Source organism: Streptomyces mutabilis, from assembly GCF_014649815.1.
Lineage (GTDB): Bacteria > Actinomycetota > Actinomycetes > Streptomycetales > Streptomycetaceae > Streptomyces > Streptomyces mutabilis.
Window position 1 is genome coordinate 408153 of record NZ_BMTT01000003.1, and the last position, 17420, is coordinate 425572.

The window sequence follows — 17420 nt, forward strand, 5'->3', positions numbered from 1 at the left end:
CAGGGACCTCCAGGGTCGGGCTGGGGAGCGTGCGCCAGGGACGCGGGCGGCCGGGAGGCCTTCACATTACCCGCGCCGTCCTGGGAAGACCTCCGTGGGAACCTCCGTCAGGCGGGCAGCCGGAAGTCGACGACGTGGAGCGCCGAGGGTGTGGTGCCGCTCGACCTCTCCTGGTACATGACCGAGAGCACGCCGTCCAGGGCGACGCGTGTCTCGTCGACCAGCACCTCGCCGAAGGCGTTCAGCCCGGACCCGTCGTACAGCAGCCGCCAGTCGGTGTACCCGGACGCCGCGGAGGCGCCCGCGATCCTGCCGTACGGGAACACCGCGTAGGCGTTGTCGTACCGGTCCAGGACCAGCCGGGTGCGCTGGCTGGAGTTCAGCGGTACCGGTATCTCGGTCTTGCGCCATGCGCCGGAAGCGTCCTTGCGGAGGTGGAAGGCGCGGCCGTGCGCGGTGCGGTCGGCGACGTAGTCGGTGGTGCACTGGCCGAAGCGGCCCGGGACGTAGGAGATGATCGCGTGCGGCCGGCCGGCGGAGTCGGTGCTCTGGCTCTCCTGGTTCATCAGGGAGTGGTCGGGGTTCAGCGGGTCCACGACGAGCCCGGCGTCGGTGACGGAGACCCGGTCGGCTCCGCCGGTGGTGCCGACGACCGTGCCGGCGTCGTTGCGCCAGGTGCGGCCCCGGTCGTCGGAGTACACGTATCCGGTGTCGTGGTTGGTGATGCCGCCGCCGGAGCACATCACGGCGCCGCTGCGCTCGCGCCAGGTGAAGAACGCGTGCAGGCGGCCCCTGCGGTCGTAGTCGATGCCGTGCAGGTACATGTTGCGGGCGGTCGAGGAGCCGTGCTCGCTGCGGTAGGTGCCGGCGGAGCTGGACCACTCCCCCAGCTCGGTCCACCGGCGGCCGTCGTACTCGGCGAGCGCGTTGCGGCCGTTGCCGGAGACGCCGGCCCGGTAGCTGAGCTGGAGCCTTCCGTTCGGGGCGGCGACGAACTGGGGGTAGGTGAACTGCGGGGTGAGGGTGAGTCCGTCGAGCGTGGACTGCGGGGCACCGAAGCGGCTCGCGGTCCAGCTGAGTTCGGTGGGGTCGTCCAGGAGGCGGGCGGCGGACTTGACGTAGGTGAAGCCGTCGCTGTGGGAGTCCATGTGGAGGTGCAGGCGGCCGTCGGTGCGGGAGACGCCCATGGAGATGACGTTGTGCGAGTCGTCGTACCGGAGGGTGTGACCGACCCGCACGGTCTGCCAGGTGCCCGCTCCGAGGGCGCGGCGGCCGACGACGGCGTTGCGGTCGGCGGTGTACCAGGCGGCGTACTGGTGGCCCTTGTGGGTGAGGATGCCGTTCTTCTGGAAGGAGTTGTTGTTGACCAGGCCGTCGTAGGAGACGAAGTAGATCGCCCGGCTGTCGAGTGTGGTGCGTCCGGCCGGGATGACCGACGGGCCGGGGGCGGCGGCTGCCCGTGCGGTGGTGCCGGCGGTCGCCAGGACGGGGACGGCGAGGGCGCCGGTGAGGAGGGTGCGGCGTCGCATGACGGGGGTGTCTCCGTTCTCGGGCAAGGGTTTCGGGCCGGGTCTCAGGCGAGGTGGAACACTTCGGTGAGCGGTTTCATCGCCTCGTCGGGGCGGTCGCCGTCGAGGGACTCGAAGAGGGGACCCATCTGAGCCTGCCAGCGGGCGTTGACCTCGGTGGCCTCCATCCCCGCCCGGGCGGCGGCGAAGTCCTCGGTCTCCAGGTAGCCGACGAGCAGGCCGTCGTCGCGCAGGAAGAGCGAGTAGTTGTGCCAGCCGGTGGCCGTCAGTGCCTCGCACATCTCCGGCCACACGGCGGCGTGGCGTTCGCGGTACTCCGCGATGTGGTCCTGACGGACCTTGAGCAGGAAACAGACGCGCTGCATGAAGTACCGCCCTCGTGTCGGAACGTACGTCAGAAGTCGTACCGGTCGATGTTCTCGGCGTTGAACACGGTCGGCTTGCCGAGGTCGATCACGCCGTCCTCGCCGATGGTGTACTCGCCCATGGCGCCGGCCCGGAAGGTCTCGCCCTCCTTGCCGGTGATCTGCCCGGAGGCCAGCGCGACGGCGGTGCGCGCGGCGAGTTCGCCGAGCTTGGCGGGGTCCCAGAGCTCGAAGGCCTCGACGGTGCCGTTCTTGACGTAGTTGCGCATGTCGTTGGGGGTGCCGAGGCCGGTCAGCTTGACCTTGCCCTTGTACTTGGAGCCGGACAGGTACTGGGCGGCGGCCTTGATGCCGACGGTGGTCGGGGAGATGATCCCCTTCAGGTCCGGGTACTCCTGGAGCAGGCCCTGGGTCTGCTGGAAGGACTTCTGGGCGTCGTCGTCGCCGTAGGCGACCTTGACCAGCTTGATGTCCTTGTACTTGGGGTCCTTCAGCTCGTCCTTCATGATCTCGATCCAGGCGTTCTGGTTCGTCGCGGTCTGCGCGGCGGAGAGGATCGCGATCTCGCCCTTGTTGCCGATCTGCTCGGCGAGCAGCTGCACCTGGGTGCGGCCGAGGTCGTCGGCGGACGCCTGGGAGACGAAGGCGTTGCGGCACTCGGGGTTGGTGTCCGAGTCGTAGGTGACGACCTTGATGCCGTTCTTCATGGCCTGCTTGAGCGCGGTGCACAGGGCGCCGGGGTCCTGCGCGGAGACGGCCATGGCGTCGACCTGCTGCTGGGTGAGGGTGTTGACGTAGGAGACCTGGCCGGCGGTGTCGGTGCCGCTGGAGGGGCCGACCTCCTTGTAGTTGGAGCCGAGTTCCTTCAGGGCCTTCTCGCCGCCCTTGTCGGCGACGGTGAAGTAGGGGTTGTTGACCTGCTTGGGCAGGAAGCCGACGGTCAGGCCCTTCTTGGTGGGGGCGTTCGGGTCGGCCTTGCCTGCGGTGGCGGCGGAGGCGTCCTCGTTCTTGACGTCCTCCTTCGTGGTGCCGCCGCAGGCGGTGGCGGCCAGGGCGAGGGAGGTGACGGCGGCGAGGGCCGCGCAGGTGCGGCTCAGGGACTGCTTGCGCATGGCGGGTTCCTTACGAGGGTGGGCGGGGCGGGTCACGGGGTCGGCGCATGCGTCTTGGACGGGAGCGCCGTTGCCACCCTGCGTCCGGCCCGCGCGACGGAGAGCTGCCGTGCGACCCGGGGGCCGAGCACGGAGAGCACGAGCAGGACGCCGGTGACGACGATCTGCGACTGGGCGGAGACGTCCTGCAGGCTCATCACGTTCTGCAGCGCCCCGAGCAGGAACACCCCCGCGATCGCGCCGCCGAGCGTCCCCTTGCCGCCGTCGAAGTCGATGCCGCCGAGCAACACGGCAGCGACGACGGACAGTTCGAGGCCGGTGGCGTTGTCGTAGCGGGCGCTGGCGTAGTGCAGGGCCCAGAAGACACCGGTGAGGGCGGACATCAGGCCGGTCAGGGTGAACAGGATCAGCTTCTGCCGCCTGACCCGGATGCCGGCGAACCGCGCCGCCTCCGCGCCGGCGCCGATGGCGAACAGCGACCGGCCGAACGGCGTGGCGTGCAGGGCGACCACGGCGATGGCGAGCAGTACGAGGAAGGGCAGGAAGGCGTACGGGACGAAGGTGCCGTCGACGCGTCCGGCCGCGAAGTCCAGGTACTGGGAAGGGAAGTCGGTCACCGCGTCGGAGCCGAGCACGATCTGCGCGATGCCCCGGTAGGCGGCCATGGTGCCGATGGTGACGGCGAGGGAGGGCAGGCCGAGCCGGGTGACGAGCAGCCCGTTGACCAGGCCGCACACGACGCCGAGCAGCAGGCAGATCGGGATGATCGCCTCGATGGCCATGCCCTGGTTCCACAGGGCGCCCATCACGGCGCCGGACAGGCCCGCGGTGGAGGCGACCGACAGGTCGATCTCGCCCGATATCACGAGCAGGGTCATCGGCAGGGCGATGAGGGCGATCGGCAGGGTGTTGCCGATCAGGAAGGACAGATTCAGGCCGTTGCCGAAACCGTCGACCAAGCCGAAGGAGAGCAGCAGGACGACGAGGAGGAGCGCGCCCACGACCGTGTCCCAGCGGACGGCGCGCATCAGGGAGCGGTCAGCCATGGCGGGCGTTCCTCTTCTTCAGGGCCTTGGCCACGCGCAGCGCGACGATCCGGTCGACGGCGATGGCGAGGATGAGCAGCGTGCCGTTGATGGCCAGCACCCACACGGAGCTGACGCCGAGGGCGGGCAGCACGCTGTTGATCGAGGTGAGCAGGAGTGCGCCGAGGGCAGCGCCGTAGACGCTGCCGGAGCCGCCGGTGAAGACGACGCCGCCGACCACGACCGCGCTGACCACGGTCAGTTCGTAACCGGTGCCGGTGCCGGAGTCGACGTTGCCGAACCGGGCCAGGTAGAGGGCACCGGCGAGTCCGGCGAGGGCGCCGCAGAAGGTGTAGGCGGTGAGGACGCGCCTGCGCACCGGGATGCCGGCCAGCCGGGCGGCCTCCGGATTGGAGCCGAGCGCGTACAGCTCGCGTCCGCTGCCGAAGTGCTTCAGGTAGTACGCGGTGGCGGCGAGCACCGCTAGAGCGATCAGCGCCAGCCACGGCACCGCGGAGATGCCGCCCGAGCCGAAGTCGACGAAGCCGCCGGGCAGGTCGGCCGCGGTGATCTGGCGGGAGCCGACCCAGATGGAGTCGATGCCGCGGATGATGTAGAGGGTGCCGAGGGTGACGACCAGGGCGGGCACCTGGCCGAGGCTGACCAGCAGGCCGTTGAGGAGGCCGAAGCCGACGCCCATCAGCACCGCGAGGAACACCGCCACGACACTGTTGCCGCCGCCCTGGAGGTAGGTGCCGGCGGCGAAGGCGCTGATGCCGAGGGTGGAGCCGACGGACAGGTCGACATTGCGGGTGATGACGACCAGGGACTGGCCGGTGGCGACCAGGACGAGGATGGTCGCGTTGAGCAGCAGGTCCTTGACGCCCTGTTCGGACAGGAACTCCCTGTTGCCGGCCTGCGTGACGGCGATCATCACCAGGAAGACCAGGAGGATGGCCAGTTCGCGCATCTTGAAGATGCGGTCGACGAGCCGGGTGGCGCCGGCCTTCGGCACATCGGTGACGGGGGCCCGGTCGGGTGCGGTGACCGTCATGCGGCGGCCCTCCCCATGACGTGCGGGGGCGCGGGGGCGTCGGTCATGCGGCGGCCCTCCCCGTGGCTGCGGCCATCACGGTCTCCTCGGTGGCGTCGGTGCGGGCGATCTCCGCGGTCAGCCGGCCCTCGTGCATCACCAGGACGCGGTCGGCCATGCCGAGGACCTCGGGGAGGTCGGAGGAGATCATCAGGACGGCCACGCCGTCGGCGGCCAGCTCGCTCAGCAGCCGGTGCACCTCGGCCTTGGTGCCGACGTCGATACCGCGGGTCGGCTCGTCGACGATCAGCACCTTGGGGCCGGTGGCCAGCCACTTGGCGAGGACGACCTTCTGCTGGTTGCCCCCGGAGAGGGTGGCGACGGCGTCGGCGATGCGGGCGTACTTGACCTGGAGCCTGACGGCCCAGTCGAGGGAGCGGCTGCGCTCGGCGCCCCGGTCCATCAGCCCCGCCTTCACGGTCGTACGGAGCCCGGTGAGGCCGATGTTGCGCTCGATGGACATGTCCATCACCAGGCCCTGGGCGCGCCGGTCCTCGGGGACCAGGGCGAGACCGGCGGCCATGGCGGTGGACGGGGCGCCGTTGACGAGGGGCTTGCCGTCGACCTCCACCTCCCCGGCGTCCCAGCGGTCCACGCCGAAGACGGCGCGGGCGACCTCGGTGCGGCCGGCGCCGACCAGTCCGGCGAGGCCGACGATCTCACCGCGCCGCACCTCGAAGGAGACGTCGGTGAAGACGCCCTCCCGGGTCAGGCGGCGCACGCTGAGGGCGACCTCGCCGGGGCTGACCTCCTGCTTGGGGTAGAGCTCGTCCAGGTCGCGACCGACCATGCGGCGGACCAGGTCGTCCTCGGTCATCCCGGCCAGCGGCTCACTGGCGATCCAGGCCCCGTCGCGCAGCGTGGTGACCCGCGCGCAGATCTGGAAGACCTCTTCCAGGCGGTGGGAGATGAAGAGCACGGCGGCGCCCTGCTCGCGCAGGGCGCGCACCACGCCGAAGAGGCGGGCGACCTCGCTTCCGGTGAGGGCGGCGGTCGGCTCGTCCATGATCAGGACGCGGGCGTCGAAGGAGAGGGCCTTGGCGATCTCCACGATCTGCTGGTCCGCGATGGACAGGCCACGGGCGGGGCGGTCGGGATCGAGCTCTACGCCGAGCCGCCGCATCAGTCCGGCCGTGGCGGCGTGGGTCGCCTTGTGGTCGATGCGGCCGAGGGCACGCCCGGGCTGCCGGCCCATGAAGATGTTCTCGGCGATCGACAGGTCGGGGAAGAGGGTCGGCTCCTGGTAGATCACGGCGATACCGGCGGCGCGGGCGTCGCCGGGCCCGTGGAAGACGACCGGCGCACCGTCGAGCAGCACCTGGCCGGCGTCCGGCCGGTGCACTCCGGCGAGCGTCTTGATGAGGGTCGACTTGCCGGCACCGTTCTCACCGGCGAGGGCGTGCACCTCGCCGGGGAACAGTTCCAGGGAGACGTCCCGCAGGGCGCGGACCGCGCCGAAGGACTTGGAGACGTCCCTGAGCGCCAGAACCGGGGCCGTACCCGTGTCGGACGGGTGGGTCATGGGGGCTCCTCGACGACGCCGGGCGGGACGGCCCTCACGGCGCCGTGAAAGGTTTCAACTGGGTTGCCGGGACGTTAGGCAGGCGGGGCATGTCACGTCAATGGGTCCGGGTCGAAAAAGTTTCGATAGCCGAAGGTCACGACCGAGTCACGGAAAACCGGGATGAGCAGAAGGGTTGACACCCCTTCGGGCGACTCATAGCTTCACGTACTGAATCGTTTCATACATAGTCGTGCACAGTCGGTCCCCGACCGGCAGCGACCCGATGTCACAGGAGCGCCGAAGTGACCGAGCTCGCCGCGGTGAAGGCCGCGCTCAAGACCCAGGCAGTCGAGACGCCGTCGTGGGCGTACGGGAACTCCGGCACCCGGTTCAAGGTGTTCGCCCAGGCGGGCGTGCCGCGCGACCCGTTCGAGAAGCTGGACGACGCCGCGAAGGTGCACGAGTTCACCGGCGTGGCCCCGACCGTCGCGCTGCACATTCCGTGGGACAGGGTCGAGGACTACGCCGCGCTGGCCGAGCACGCCGAGAAGCGGGGCGTGCGGATCGGCGCGATCAACTCCAACACCTTCCAGGACGACGACTACAAGCTGGGCAGCATCTGCCACCCCGACGCGGCCGTGCGCAGGAAGGCCGTCGGCCACCTGCTGGAGTGCGTCGACATCATGGACGCCACCGGGTCGCGGGACCTGAAGCTGTGGTTCGCCGACGGGACGAACTATCCGGGACAGGACGACGTGCGCTCCCGGCAGGACCGGCTGGCCGAGGGGTTGGCCGAGGTGTACGAGCGGCTCGGCGAGGGCCAGCGGATGCTGCTTGAGTACAAGCTCTTCGAGCCTGCGTTCTACTCGACGGACGTGCCGGACTGGGGCACGGCGTACGCCCACTGTCTGAAGCTGGGCGAGAAGGCGCAGGTCGTCGTCGACACCGGGCACCACGCGCCGGGCACGAACATCGAGTTCATCGTGGCGACGCTGCTGCGGGAGGGGAAGCTCGGCGGGTTCGACTTCAACTCGCGGTTCTACGCGGACGACGACCTGATGGTCGGTGCGGCCGACCCGTTCCAGTTGTTCCGGATCATGTACGAGGTGGTGCGCGGGGGCGGGTTCACGTCCGACGTGGCGTTCATGCTGGACCAGTGCCACAACATCGAGGCGAAGATCCCGGCGATCATCCGGTCGGTGATGAACGTCCAGGAGGCGACGGCGAAGGCGTTGCTGGTCGACGCGGAGGCGCTGGGAGCCGCGCAGGCTTCGGGGGACGTGCTGGAGGCCAACGCCGTGTTGATGGACGCGTACGACACGGACGTGCGGCCGCTTCTTCGTGAAGTGCGTCAGGAGATGGGGTTGGAACCCGAGCCCCTCAAGGCGTACGCGGCTTCCGGGTACGGCGAGAAGGTCGTCGCCGAGCGGGTCGGTGGGCAGCAGGCCGGATGGGGGGCGTAGGCGTCTGCCGGGTTTCCGTCGTTCCGCGACTGCGGCCGGTCGTGGCTGGTCGCGCAGTTCCCCGCGCCCTTGAAGGCGCTTCACCACCCCTCGATCGAAAGGGCACCGTCATGGCATCTCATTCTGAAGCCTCCGCACTCCTCGTCCGCTCCCATCGGCTCGGCTCCGATCCGCGCAACACCAACTACGCCGGCGGCAACGCCTCCGCCAAAGGAACCGCCACCGATCCCGTCACCGGAGGTGATGTGGAGCTGATGTGGGTCAAGGGGTCCGGCGGTGACCTCGGGACGCTCACCGAGGCGGGGCTCGCTGTGCTGCGGCTGGACCGGATGCGGGCGCTCAAAGACGTCTACCCGGGCGTCGAGCGCGAGGACGAGATGGTCGCCGCGTTCGACTACTGCCTGCACGGCAAGGGCGGCGCCGCGCCCTCGATCGACACGGCGATGCACGGGCTCGTCGAGGCCGCCCACGTCGACCACCTCCACCCGGACTCCGGGATCGCGCTGGCCTGCGCGGCGGACGGCGAGAAGCTGACCGCCGAGTGCTTCGGCGACACCGTGGTGTGGGTGCCCTGGCGGCGGCCCGGGTTCCAGCTGGGGCTGGACATCGCGGCCGTGAAGGAGGCCAACCCGCGGGCGATCGGGTGTGTGCTCGGCGGGCACGGCATCACCGCCTGGGGCGACACCTCCGAGGAGTGCGAGCGCAACTCGCTGCACATCATCCGCACCGCCGAGGCATTCCTCGCCGAGCGCGGCAGGGCCGAGCCGTTCGGCGCGGTGATCGACGGGTACGAGGCGCTGCCCGAGGCGCAGCGGCGGGAGCGGGCGGCGGCGTTGGCGCCGTACGTCCGTGGCCTCGCGTCCCAGGACCGGCCGCAGGTGGGGCACTTCACCGACACGGACGCGGTGCTGGACTTCCTCGCCCGTGCCGAGCACCCGCGGCTCGCCGCGCTCGGCACCTCCTGCCCGGACCACTTCCTGCGCACCAAGGTGCGGCCGCTGGTGCTCGACCTGCCGCCCACCGCGCCGCTGGACGAGACCGTCGCCCGGCTCAAGGAGCTGCACGCGGCCTACCGCGAGGAGTACGCCGCCTACTACCGGCGGCACGCCGAGCCGGACTCCCCCGCGATGCGCGGTGCCGACCCGGCGATCGTGCTGGTGCCGGGCGTGGGCATGTTCAGCTTCGGCAAGGACAAGCAGACGGCCCGGGTGGCCGGCGAGTTCTACGTCAACGCCATCAACGTGATGCGCGGGGCGGAGGCGGTGTCGACGTACGCGCCGATCGAGGAGGCGGAGAAGTTCCGCATCGAGTACTGGGCGCTGGAGGAGGCCAAGCTCCGGCGGATGCCGAAGCCCAAGGCGCTCGCCACGCGCGTCGCGCTCGTCACGGGTGCGGGCAGCGGGATCGGGAAGGCGATCGCGGGGCGGCTGGTCGCCGAGGGCGCGTGCGTGGTGGTCGCCGACCTGAACGCCGAGAACGCGGCACAGGTGGCCGAGGAGCTGGGCGGGGCGGACAAGGCCGTCGCGGTGACCGTCGACGTCACGTCCGAGGAGCAGATCGCCGAGGCTTTCCGGGCGGCCGTCCTCGCCTTCGGCGGGGTCGACCTGGTGGTCAACAACGCGGGCATCTCCATCTCCAAGCCGCTGCTGGAGACCTCCGCCGGGGACTGGGACCTCCAGCACGACATCATGGCCCGCGGCTCCTTCCTCGTCTCGCGCGAGGCGGCCCGGGTGATGACGGCGCAGGAGATGGGCGGCGACATCGTCTACATCGCTTCCAAGAACGCCGTGTTCGCCGGTCCGAACAACATCGCGTACTCCGCCACCAAGGCCGACCAGGCCCACCAGGTGCGCCTGCTCGCCGCCGAACTGGGCGAGCACGGCATTCGCGTCAACGGTGTCAACCCGGACGGCGTGGTGCGCGGTTCGGGCATCTTCGCGGGCGGCTGGGGTGCCAAGCGGGCGGCCGTGTACGGGGTGCCGGAGGAGAAGCTGGGCGAGTTCTACGCCCAGCGGACGCTGCTGAAGCGCGAGGTGCTGCCCGAGCACGTCGCGAACGCCGTGTTCGCACTGACCGGCGGCGACCTGACCCACACCACCGGCCTGCACGTCCCGGTCGACGCCGGCGTCGCCGCCGCGTTCCTGCGATGAGCACTGCCGTGGACGTCAAGGCGTACGCCGCGGTCGACCTCGGCGCGTCCAGCGGGCGCGTCATGGTCGGCCGCGTGGACCCGGACCGGCTGGAGCTGACCGAGGCGCACCGTTTCCCCAACCGGCCGGTCCGTGCGCCGGAGGGGCTGCGCTGGGACGTCCTGGCGCTGTACGCCGGTGTCCTGGACGGGCTGCGGGCGGCCGGCCCGGTGGACTCCGTCGGCGTGGACAGCTGGGCCGTCGACCACGGCCTGCTGGACGCCGACGGGGCGCTGCTCGGGAACCCCGTGCACTACCGCGACGCCCGCACCGAGGGCGTCGCGGAGAAGGTGTGGGCCACGCTGCCCGCCGGGGAGCTGTACGCGGCGACCGGGCTGCAGTACGCGCCCTTCAACACCCTGTACCAGCTCGTCGCCGCCCGCGGTACGGCCCAGTTCGCCCAGGCGCGTCGGCTGTTGCTGATCCCCGACCTGCTGACGTACTGGCTCACCGGCGAGCAGGGCACGGAGCTGACCAACGCCTCCACCACCCAGCTGATCGATCCGCGCACCCGCGACTGGTCGAGCGACGTCGCGGACCGGCTCGGGATCGACCTCGGCCTGTTCGCGCCGCTGCGGCGGCCCGGCGATCCGGCGGGCGTGCTGCGGCCGACGGTGCTGGAGGAGACGGGACTGCCGGGGCCGGTGCCGGTGACGGCGGTCGGTTCGCACGACACCGCGTCCGCGGTGGCCGCCGTGCCGGCCTCGGGCGAGCGGTTCGCGTACATCTGCACCGGGACCTGGTCGCTGGCCGGGCTGGAGCTGACCGCTCCGGTGCTGACGGAGGAGAGCCGCGCCGCCAACTTCACCAACGAACTCGGGCTGGACGGCACCGTCCGCTACCTGCGCAACATCATGGGGTTGTGGCTGCTCCAGGAGTGTGTACGGGCCTGGGGCGACCCCGATCTGGGCGAACTGCTGCTCGCGGCTGCCCGGGTGCCGGCGCTCCGGTCGGTGGTGGACGCGGGTGACGCGGCGTTCCTCGCGCCGGGACGGATGCCGGAGCGGATCGCCGAGGCGTGCCGTACCTCGGGGCAGCCGGTACCCGCGTCGCCCGCCGAGGTGACCCGCTGCATCCTGGACTCGCTGGCGCTGGCCCACCGCAGGGCCGTCGAGGACGCGCAGCGGCTGGCCGGGCACCCGGTCGACGTCGTGCACGTGGTCGGCGGCGGCACCCGCAACGCGCTGCTGTGCCAGCTGACCGCCGACGCCTGCGGGCTGCCGGTGGTGGCGGGCCCGACGGAGGCCGCCGCGCTCGGCAACGTCCTGGTGCAGGCCCGCGCCCATGGGCTGGTCGGCGACCTCGATGGGATGCGCCGGCTGCTGGTGCGCACCCAGTCGCTGACCCGGTACGAGCCGCGCGGCGGCACGGCGCGCTGGCGGGCGGCCGAAGCCCGACTCGCCTACCGGTGACCGGGGTCTTACCCGGCCTCCCCTTGCGGGCTAACCTGCGTTTCATCCGATGATCACCGAGTTCCAATCGATCACAAGGAGCCGCGATGCGTGTCGCCCTGTTCCTGACCTGCGTCAACGACACGCTCTTTCCGGAGACGGGCCGTGCCGTCGTCAAGCTGCTGACCAGACTGGGCGTCGAGGTCGACTTCCCGATGGGCCAGACCTGCTGCGGGCAGGCGCACTACAACACCGGGTACCGGCACGAGGCGGAGCCGCTGGCCCGGCACTTCGCGGAGGTCTTCGGTGAGTACGACGCCATTGTGACGCCGTCGGGCTCGTGCGGGGCGATGGTGCGGGAGCTGTATCCGCGCATGGGCGAGCGGGCGCGGGCGGAGGGGCGCGGGGACACGCTCGCGGCCACGCTGGCGCCGGTGGTGCCGAAGACGTACGAGCTCACGGAGTTCCTGGTGGACGTGCTGGGGGTGACGGACGTGGGGGCGTACTACCCGCACACGGTGACGTACCACCCGACCTGCCACGGGCTGCGGAGCCTCGGTCTCGGTGACCGGCCGCGGCGGCTGCTGGAGGCGGTGAAGGGGCTGGCACTCGTGGAGTTGCCGGGGGCGGAGGAGTGCTGCGGATTCGGCGGCACCTTCTCCGTGAAGAACGCGGACGTGTCGGCGGCGATGGGCGCGGACAAGGTGCGCAACGCCGAGTCGACCGGCGCGGACGTGCTGTGCGCGGCCGACAATTCCTGTCTGATGCACATCGGCGGCACCATGACGCGGCTGCGCACGGGCATGCGGCCGGTGCACATCGCGGAGATCCTGGCCGGCACGGAGGAGGCGGTGACCGTATGAGCGGCACGTTCGTGGGGATGCCGGCCTTTCCCGAGGCAGCGCGCACGGCGGTGCGCAATCCGACGCTGCGCGGCAATCTGCGCCACGCCACGCACACCATCCGGGACAAGCGGGCCCGCGCGGTCGCGGAACTGGACGACTGGGCGGCGCTGCGCGAGGCAGGCAAGCGGATCAAGGACCACACGCTGCGCCACCTCGACCGCTATCTGGTGCAGGTGGAGGAGGCGGTCACGGCGGCCGGCGGGACGGTGCACTGGGCCGCCGACGCTCAGGAGGCCAACGCGATCGTCGCCCGCCTGGTCAAGGAGACCGGTGAGTCCGAGGTCGTCAAGGTCAAGTCGATGGCGACGCAGGAGACCGGTCTCAACGAGGCCCTGGAGGCGGAGGGCATCCGCGCCTACGAGACGGATCTCGCCGAACTGATCGTGCAGTTGGGCAAGGACCGGCCCTCGCACATCCTGGTCCCGGCCATCCACCGCAACCGGGGCGAGATTCGGGACATCTTCCGCTCCGAGATGAGCGAGTGGGGCCGCCCGGCTCCGGAGGGCCTGACCGACACACCGGCCGAACTCGCGGAGGCGGCGCGGCTGCACCTGCGGGAGAAGTTCCTGCGGGCCAGGGTCGGCGTCTCCGGCGCCAACTTCATGGTCGCCGAGACCGGCACGCTCGTGGTGGTGGAGTCCGAGGGCAACGGCCGGATGTGCCTGACCCTGCCCGAGACGCTGATCTCGGTCGTCGGCATCGAGAAGATCGTGCCGAAGTGGCAGGACCTGGAGGTGTTCCTCCAGACCCTCCCCCGCTCCTCGACGGCCGAGCGCATGAACCCGTACACGTCCATGTGGACCGGCACCACCGACGAGGACGGTCCGCGCACCTTCCACCTGGTGCTGCTGGACAACGGCCGCACCGACACCCTCGCCGACGAGGTCGGCCGCCAGGCGCTGCGCTGCATCCGCTGCTCGGCCTGCCTGAACGTCTGCCCGGTGTACGAGCGGGCCGGCGGCCACGCCTACGGCTCGGTGTACCCGGGTCCGATCGGCGCCATCCTCAGCCCGCAACTGCGGGGCACCGGCAGCGAGATCGACGCCTCCCTGCCGTACGCGTCCTCGCTGTGCGGCGCCTGCTACGAGGTGTGCCCCGTAGCCATCGACATCCCCGAGGTGCTGGTGCACCTGCGGGAGCGGGTGGTGCAGGGCGGGCCGGCCGTCCGGCGGGGCAACAGGGTGGTGTTGAAACCGGCCAGGGGACATGCCGCCGAGCGGGCGGCGATGCGGGCGGCGCAGTGGGCGTTCACGCACCCGGGCGCGCTGCGGACCGGCCAGCGGCTGGCGTCGCGGACCCGGCGGCTCCATCCCCGTACGCTTCCCGGACCGGGCCGCGCGTGGAGCGGCAGCCGGGATCTTCCCGAGGTTCCCGCGGAGCCGTTCCGCGACTGGTGGCAGCGCACGCGCGGTGGGAAGGACGGAGCGAAGTGAGCAGCAGGGAACGCATCCTGGGCCGGGTGCGGCGCGCACTCGCGGACGTGCCGGCCGACGAGGCTCCGCTCGTCCGGGGCTATCTGCGCGAGCACGGGCGGCGGAGTACCGCGGAGACGGTCGAACTGCTCGCCGAGAACCTGGCGGACTACCGGGCGATCGTGCACCGGTCCACGGACGGGCAGTTGCCCGAGCTGCTGATGCGGCTCCTGGGGGAGCACGGCTCGGGGAGCGTGGTGGTTCCGCCGGAGTTGCCCGCGTACTGGCTCGAGGCGGTCGACGCGACCCGGATCCACGACCGCGCGGCGAACACCCCGCAGGAACTGGACCGGGTCGACAGCGTGGTCACGGGCTGCGCCGTCGCCGTCGCCGAGACGGGGACGATCGTCCTGGACGGCTCCCCCGACCAGGGCCGCCGCCGCATCACCCTCGTCCCGGACCACCACGTCTGCGTCGTACGGGTGCCGGACCAGGTGGTTTCCTCCGTTCCCCAGGCCCTCGAACGGCTCGACCCGACGCGCCCGTTGACCTGGATCTCCGGCCCATCGGCGACCAGTGACATCGAGCTGGACCGGGTGGAGGGGGTGCACGGTCCGCGCACTCTGGAGGTGGTGCTGGTGGAGGGGTGAGGGTGTCACTGAGTACACCTCCAGGCACGGGTCCTGCGCCCAGTGTGCCCAGGGTCGGCGCTCCGTAGCGTCGTCGGCGAGGCACCGCACGGGGCGTGCCGTACGGAAGGTGATGACGATGTTCCGCACCGGCGCACGAGGCGACCACGACCCGGGCCCCGCCCGCGAGGCGCTCCGTCTCGTCGAGGTCACCAGGACCTACGGCACGGCCGAGAACGCCGTGACCGCGCTGGACGGGGTGACGCTGAGCCTGGGTCGCGGCACGTTCACCGCGGTGATGGGGCCGTCGGGGTCGGGCAAGTCCACGCTGTTGCAGTGCGCTGCGGGGCTCGACCGGCCGGACAGCGGGGTCGTGCGCGTGGACGGCAAGGAGCTGACGGGGGGCGGCGAGGCGGAGCTGACCAGGTTCCGGCGCGGCCGGGTCGGGTTCGTGTTCCAGCAGTACAACCTCTTGGAAACGCTGACGGTCGCGGAGAACACGGTGCTGCCGCTCAAGCTCGCCGGGCGCCGCGTCGACCGGAAGCGGGCCCGGGAGATGCTGACCGCCGTCGGCCTCGGGGACCGGCTCGGTCACCGTCCCGACCAGCTCTCCGGCGGCCAGCGGCAGCGGGTGGCGATCGCCCGTGCCCTGGTCACCGAGCCCCGGGTGATCTTCGCGGACGAGCCGACGGGCGCGCTGGACACGCGCAGCGCGCGGCAGGTGATGCTGCTGTTGCGGGAGGCGGTGCGGGTGCACGGCCGGACCGTGGTGATGGTGACGCACGACCCGGTCGCCGCCTCCTACGCCGACTCGGTCGTCTTCCTCGCCGACGGGCGGCTCGCGGGGCGGATGGACGCCCCGACGCCGGACGCGGTCGCGGAGCGGCTGGCGCACCTCGGCGACGACGTGCCTGTGGGGGTGTGAGCGATGCTGGTACTGGCCCTGCGGTCGATCCGGCGGCGCCCCGGACGGTTCCTCGCCACGTTGCTGTCCGCCTTCCTGGGCGCGGCGATCACCATGACGTTCAACTCGATGCACGACACGGCCGGCCAGGGCGGGGTGGACCCGGTCAGCTCGGAGACGCTGGGCACGGCGGCGGGGGTGGTGGGCGGCTACGGGACGCTGCTGGTGTTCTTCGCGGTGGCCTCGACGCTGACGGTGAACGTGCGCCAGCGCACCGCCGAGTTGGAGCTCTTGCGCTGCTCCGGGGCGACCCCGGCGCAGATCAATCGGATGGTGGTGGGCGAGGCGGTGGCCGTGGCCCTGGTGGGCGCGGCGCTGGCGATCGGCCCGGCGATGCTCGGTGGGCGTGCGCTGCTGGAGATGTTCCAGGACAGTGGCCAGGTGGCGGGGTCCGTCGAGTACTCCTTCGGGCCCGTCGCGCTGCTGAGCGGCGTGGACATCACTCTGCTGGCGTCGGCGGGCGCCGCGTTCCTCGCGGTGCGACGGGTGAGGCGGGGCGGCCGGGCCCGGACCGGCGTCAAGCGGTTCCTGGCCTGCGCCGCGTTGGCCACCGGTGCCGTCGGCGCCGGCGCCACCTTCCTGTTTCCCGCGACCGACGAGGCGCTGATGGCACCGCCGGCCTACGGGGCGATCCTGCTGTCGGTCGGCTTCGCGCTGCTGTCCCCGCGGCTGCTGAAGGGCGTGCTCGACCGGCTGCCGCTGAACGGCGCGAGCGGCTGGCTGGCCGTGCGCAACCTGCGGGAGCGGGCGGATCACCTCGCCGGGATCCTGGTGTGCCTGATCCTCTTCACGGCGGTGTCGACGGCGACGGTCACCATGCAGGCGGTGGAGAGCGACGCGGTGAAGGCATCCGGCCTGGTCAAGTCGGTCGACGCCAAGAACCTGGAGACGCTGAACCTGACGGTGGTCGGCATCATCGCGGTGTTCGTCTGCGTGATGCTGGTCAACTCGCTGTACGCGGCGACGACGTACCGCTCCCGGGAGTTCGGGCAGCAGCGACTGGCGGGGGCGACACCGGGGCAGGTGCTGGGCGTGGTCGGCGCCGAGGGCGTGGTCCTGACGCTCACCGGCGTGTTCTTCGGCACGGTGGCCGCGCTCGCCGGGGTTGTGCCGTTCACGGTCGTGCGGACCGACGCGGTGCTGCCGGACCGGTTCCTCGCCGTGTGGATCGCGATGGCCGCGGTGTCGGCGGCGGTGACGCTGGGGACGAGCCTGGAGACGGCCCGGCGGGTGCTGCGTACACCGGCGGTCGGGGCGGTGACCCTGGCCGCCTGAGCGATCGGGGGACGAAAGGAGGGGCGATCGGGGCGACGGTCGCCCCTCCTCGTCGCGTACGGCTTGTCGCACCACTCCTAGTCGGCCTTGGCGTACTCCTTCGCCATGGCGCCCGCGAAGTCGTACACGACGCACTGCGCGTCACCCACGACCCAGGCGTCGTGGCCGGGCGAGCAGACGAAGACGTCGCCCGGGCCCACCTCGCTCTCGCCGCCGTCGTCCATGCGGACGCACATCCGCCCCTCCACCACGTAGCAGTTGTGGTGGATCATGCAGCTGTCGGTGCCCGCGATGGGCGCCACGGACTCCGACCAGCGCCAGCCCGGCTCGAAGGTCGCGACGGCGAAGTCGAGCCCTTCCATGTGCACGGCCTCGATGTGCCCGCGCGGGAAATCGCGCCGCTCGTCCGGCTTGTCGAGCGTCTTTGCCTCGAACATGACGCTCCTCCTTTCCCTGGCCCCACCACCAATCGTCCGCCTGTCAACTCGGCGCCGCCATCCGGGGGACTTCCGCCCGGACGGCGGCACCGGGTCGACACTCCCGGAGCACCCGATCACACTTGTA

General features: G+C 71.4%; 15 protein-coding genes. 8 read left to right on the top strand and 7 right to left on the bottom strand.

What is annotated here, in order from left to right; genetic code table 11:
* Positions 1 to 107: 107 nt before the first annotated feature.
* The 6 genes from IE142_RS10145 to IE142_RS10170 are packed head-to-tail and all read right to left on the bottom strand — an operon-like array spanning position 108 to position 6646.
* Positions 108 to 1529 carry a BNR repeat-containing protein gene (locus tag IE142_RS10145; RefSeq protein ID WP_191885380.1) on the bottom strand — a complete coding sequence of 474 codons (1422 nt, stop codon included), beginning with the start codon at positions 1527 to 1529 and terminating at the stop codon, positions 108 to 110.
* Between the two features lie 44 nt (positions 1530 to 1573).
* A complete protein-coding gene (locus IE142_RS10150) occupies positions 1574 to 1894 on the bottom strand; it encodes an L-rhamnose mutarotase (RefSeq protein WP_191885381.1) in 321 nt (106 codons plus the stop codon).
* 29 nt (positions 1895 to 1923) lie between these two features.
* The gene (gene rhaS / locus IE142_RS10155) at positions 1924 to 3006 is read right to left on the bottom strand and encodes a rhamnose ABC transporter substrate-binding protein (RefSeq protein ID WP_191885383.1); all 1083 of its coding nucleotides are present in this window, start codon (positions 3004 to 3006) and stop codon (positions 1924 to 1926) included.
* Between the two features lie 32 nt (positions 3007 to 3038).
* A complete protein-coding gene (locus tag IE142_RS10160; protein ID WP_191885385.1) occupies positions 3039 to 4052 on the bottom strand; it encodes an ABC transporter permease in 1014 nt (337 codons plus the stop codon).
* On the bottom strand, positions 4045 to 5085 hold the full coding sequence (locus IE142_RS10165) for an ABC transporter permease (protein WP_191885387.1): 1041 nt from the start codon (positions 5083 to 5085) through the stop codon (positions 4045 to 4047). The genes IE142_RS10160 and IE142_RS10165 overlap by 8 nt, the downstream gene beginning before the upstream one ends.
* A 43-nt stretch (positions 5086 to 5128) precedes the next feature.
* A complete protein-coding gene (locus IE142_RS10170; protein WP_191885388.1) occupies positions 5129 to 6646 on the bottom strand; it encodes a sugar ABC transporter ATP-binding protein in 1518 nt (505 codons plus the stop codon).
* Between the two features lie 284 nt (positions 6647 to 6930).
* Here IE142_RS10170 and rhaI point away from each other — a divergent pair, with 284 nt between their 5' ends.
* The 8 genes from rhaI to IE142_RS10210 all read left to right on the top strand — a co-directional run bounded on the left by rhaI (position 6931) and on the right by IE142_RS10210 (position 16856).
* Entirely contained in the window at positions 6931 to 8091 is a 1161-nt protein-coding gene (gene rhaI / locus IE142_RS10175) for an L-rhamnose isomerase (protein WP_191885389.1), read from the top strand.
* A 110-nt stretch (positions 8092 to 8201) separates the two neighbouring features.
* A complete protein-coding gene (locus IE142_RS10180) occupies positions 8202 to 10241 on the top strand; it encodes a bifunctional aldolase/short-chain dehydrogenase (protein WP_191885390.1) in 2040 nt (679 codons plus the stop codon).
* Positions 10238 to 11692 (top strand): rhamnulokinase, encoded by a 1455-nt coding sequence (locus IE142_RS10185; RefSeq protein WP_191885392.1) that lies wholly within the window; start codon positions 10238 to 10240, stop codon positions 11690 to 11692. The genes IE142_RS10180 and IE142_RS10185 overlap by 4 nt, the downstream gene beginning before the upstream one ends.
* An 86-nt stretch (positions 11693 to 11778) precedes the next feature.
* The gene (locus IE142_RS10190) at positions 11779 to 12534 is read left to right on the top strand and encodes a (Fe-S)-binding protein (RefSeq protein ID WP_191885394.1); all 756 of its coding nucleotides are present in this window, start codon (positions 11779 to 11781) and stop codon (positions 12532 to 12534) included.
* Positions 12531 to 14009, top strand: a complete 1479-nt coding sequence (locus IE142_RS10195; protein ID WP_191885396.1) for a lactate utilization protein B — start codon at positions 12531 to 12533, stop codon at positions 14007 to 14009. Before IE142_RS10190 ends, IE142_RS10195 begins: the two co-directional genes overlap by 4 nt.
* The gene (locus IE142_RS10200) at positions 14006 to 14638 is read left to right on the top strand and encodes a LutC/YkgG family protein (RefSeq protein WP_191885397.1); all 633 of its coding nucleotides are present in this window, start codon (positions 14006 to 14008) and stop codon (positions 14636 to 14638) included. Before IE142_RS10195 ends, IE142_RS10200 begins: the two co-directional genes overlap by 4 nt.
* Before the next feature lie 118 nt (positions 14639 to 14756).
* On the top strand, positions 14757 to 15542 hold the full coding sequence (locus tag IE142_RS10205; RefSeq protein WP_191885398.1) for an ABC transporter ATP-binding protein: 786 nt from the start codon (positions 14757 to 14759) through the stop codon (positions 15540 to 15542).
* Positions 15543 to 15545: 3 nt separating this feature from the next.
* Positions 15546 to 16856, top strand: coding sequence for an FtsX-like permease family protein (locus IE142_RS10210; RefSeq protein ID WP_191885399.1), 1311 nt, complete (start codon positions 15546 to 15548; stop codon positions 16854 to 16856).
* A gap of 77 nt (positions 16857 to 16933) precedes the next feature.
* Here IE142_RS10210 and IE142_RS10215 read toward each other — a convergent pair whose 3' ends face one another.
* On the bottom strand, positions 16934 to 17293 hold the full coding sequence (locus IE142_RS10215) for a cupin domain-containing protein (RefSeq protein WP_043384467.1): 360 nt from the start codon (positions 17291 to 17293) through the stop codon (positions 16934 to 16936).
* Positions 17294 to 17420: the final 127 nt, after the last annotated feature.